Below are 2,361 nucleotides of genomic sequence, written 5' to 3' on the forward strand. Positions count from 1 at the left end.
CCCCAAGAAATTTGGCGCTTGCCTAACCCTATTCCTGAAAAGACGTTGAATGCGCCTCCCGGTTTTCCAGAAGAACGGCAGAATGGTTGGGTAGAAACCTTTCCATTGGAAGAAGACGATTTTAATGATTTTATTATTGTCGACCCTTGGGGGGGAAGTGCCTGCTATTTATGTCTATTTTCAAAAAAAGGATCGTGAATTTTTTTAGAAGTCGATTATTACGGAAAATTGAAAAAAACTCTCTAAAGGGGGGGATCTATGAAGTTGACCATATTCCGTCAAAAAGCCGCAGTCGAAATTTATTTAACAAATTTAGATGAAACAATGACTGAAACCCAATTAGATATAGCATTAGATAATGTAGCATCCGTTGCTATCCCTAAATCGGTACACCAAAAATGCAGTGAAACCTACGGTGGCAGAAATAATAGTTGGGTTGAATTAGACGATGATACAAAACTGCGTCGAAAAGAGTATGACGGTCAGGATTTAAAAAAAAGCGGTTGAACGAAATTGGGAAATAGAGCGACGATGTTTAAAAGCGGAATATAATACTCCTGATGAAGAATTAGATAAGGTTTTAGCTGAACTACACCGATTAAATAGAGCGAAAGGATTATACCAATGAGTGTAAATATTGAAGCCTTAGTACGGCGATTAGGGGATACTTATGATGAACTTTATAACGACGGGTTAATTCCTTATAAAACTAAACCGCAAGGCAATTCGGGTGATATCACTTTAAAGTTACGGATGAGCAAAGAATATGTTTTTTTATCATTTAAAAACCCATTAAAAACGCTCTCTCAAATTACACTGACATTAATCCCAAATAATATTAAAAATGGTTGGGTATTCCCCAATAAAATCCCGTTTGGGTTAGAACAAGTCATGACTGACCAATGGCTTTATCAGCATATAGGGAATCCGATTAGGAGAGGGCCTGAAAAGGTTCTTTTAGGGACTCCCTATGGTAAGACTGAAGTGTTTACCTTAAAATATATGACCAATTCAAATCAAAAAGTCGTTTTAATAGCGAGTTTTCATCCTACCATGAAAAATTTTGTTCAAGAAATAACGTTTGAGCTATTAGAAAAGTTAGAAGCACGTTGGAAATCTACCCCCTTCAAATAATCCCTTTTATGTTAAACGGGCGAGTTAGTTCGCGAAAACCGCCCGTTCATCCCCATCAAAGCCCCTCAAAACGATTTTAAGACACGATCACCCTATAAAACACCCAAAGTTTAGAACGGTTTTGCGAGCTTCTGAGTGCGTTTTTAACATCATGCAAACTGACAAGTAAAACGATGCGAAATCGCTGAAAGTCACAAACTTGTTTTATGGCAAGAAGCGATTTGACCAACCGAGTAAAACGAGGGCGGTAGTGTTTTTAATGATGAACGGAAATCTGAAAAATCGAGGTTAATTTCATTTTTGCTTTAACAGCCAACTGCAAGTTCAGGGGAGATAGAATCAAATGTGGCTACATTTGGGATCACTATCCCTATCCTGCATGATTAGAAATAGCTCGTAGAGATTGAAAAAGGGTATTAGGGAATTTATTCCCTAAGCACGCGATTTGTATACGTCGCCGTCGTGCCTGTAAATTACCCAACATAAATTTGCCATTTAAAACTAGCACTACCGAAGCACCTAATTAGCACATGATTAGTACGACAGCGGGGAGGGCTTCCAGAATTAGCACTTATTTAGCACTAAATTAGTACACGATTAGCACTTATTAGCTTCGGGAGTATGGCGACTCAACGAGCGTTAGATGATATGACGCTTCCTCGATGGAAAATAAATTTTCATCTTGCGGCGAGCATTGCGGATTGAAATACAGAAGGATTTTTTTGTGATACTCCAGAAGGCACAGAGCCGAAATGATTGTGACATCACTTCGGCTCTGCTAATCTAAATCGGTGCATAGTTGCTAACGATTCGACCTTAACAATCCAATCTTAGCAACGGGAAGCTAGCTTGTCACTACTTCCTTAAAACCATTCAAAGACACTAACTCAAATGCACCACTTGATTGACTCGGACTTAGCCCGGTCTCCGAAAGGATAAACAGGCAAATTGTGGTAGTAAAACGTACCGGAAAACGAAATTCCGGCTCTGCCTCCGAATCACGCTGCGGTATCGAAAGATTACAGTGCGTACCTGATAAGAGCACCAATCAACGGACTAGGGATTTCTTGGATTGCACCGTCGAAAGAAGCCCAACCTAACCAGAAGAACCAAACTTAGATGACTGCTCCCCGCCGTAAACGGCGAGGCTTCCCACTTCTCAGACCGCAACCCTCTGTACGACGGATTTACGCGGGTCTCCATGGGCTGAAACGACGAGTCCCGCCG

2 protein-coding genes and 1 pseudogene are annotated in these 2,361 nt (G+C 40.6%); all 3 read left to right on the plus strand.

Annotation, left to right across the window (positions count from 1 at the left end):
* Window positions 1–198, plus strand: a pseudogene (locus BHE89_RS14945) (S-type pyocin domain-containing protein); the annotation flags it as partial.
* Window positions 199–258: 60 nt separating this feature from the next.
* Window positions 259–507 (plus strand): hypothetical protein, encoded by a 249-nt coding sequence (locus BHE89_RS14950; protein WP_128860598.1) that lies wholly within the window; start codon window positions 259–261, stop codon window positions 505–507.
* A gap of 117 nt (window positions 508–624) precedes the next feature.
* Window positions 625–1,134, plus strand: coding sequence for a DUF6392 family protein (locus BHE89_RS14955; protein ID WP_069369145.1), 510 nt, complete (start codon window positions 625–627; stop codon window positions 1,132–1,134).
* Window positions 1,135–2,361 lie beyond the last annotated feature (1,227 nt).

This window comes from Shigella sp. FC1967 (assembly GCF_001743005.1).
Classification (GTDB): domain Bacteria; phylum Pseudomonadota; class Gammaproteobacteria; order Enterobacterales; family Enterobacteriaceae; genus Proteus.

Bases quoted from the DNA above. Each gene is read 5' to 3' on its own strand.
- BHE89_RS14955 (WP_069369145.1), top strand. From the start codon at position 625: ATGAGTGTAAATATTGAAGCCTTAGTACGGCGATTAGGGGATACTTAT.
- BHE89_RS14950 (WP_128860598.1), top strand. From the start codon at position 259: ATGAAGTTGACCATATTCCGTCAAAAAGCCGCAGTCGAAATTTATTTA.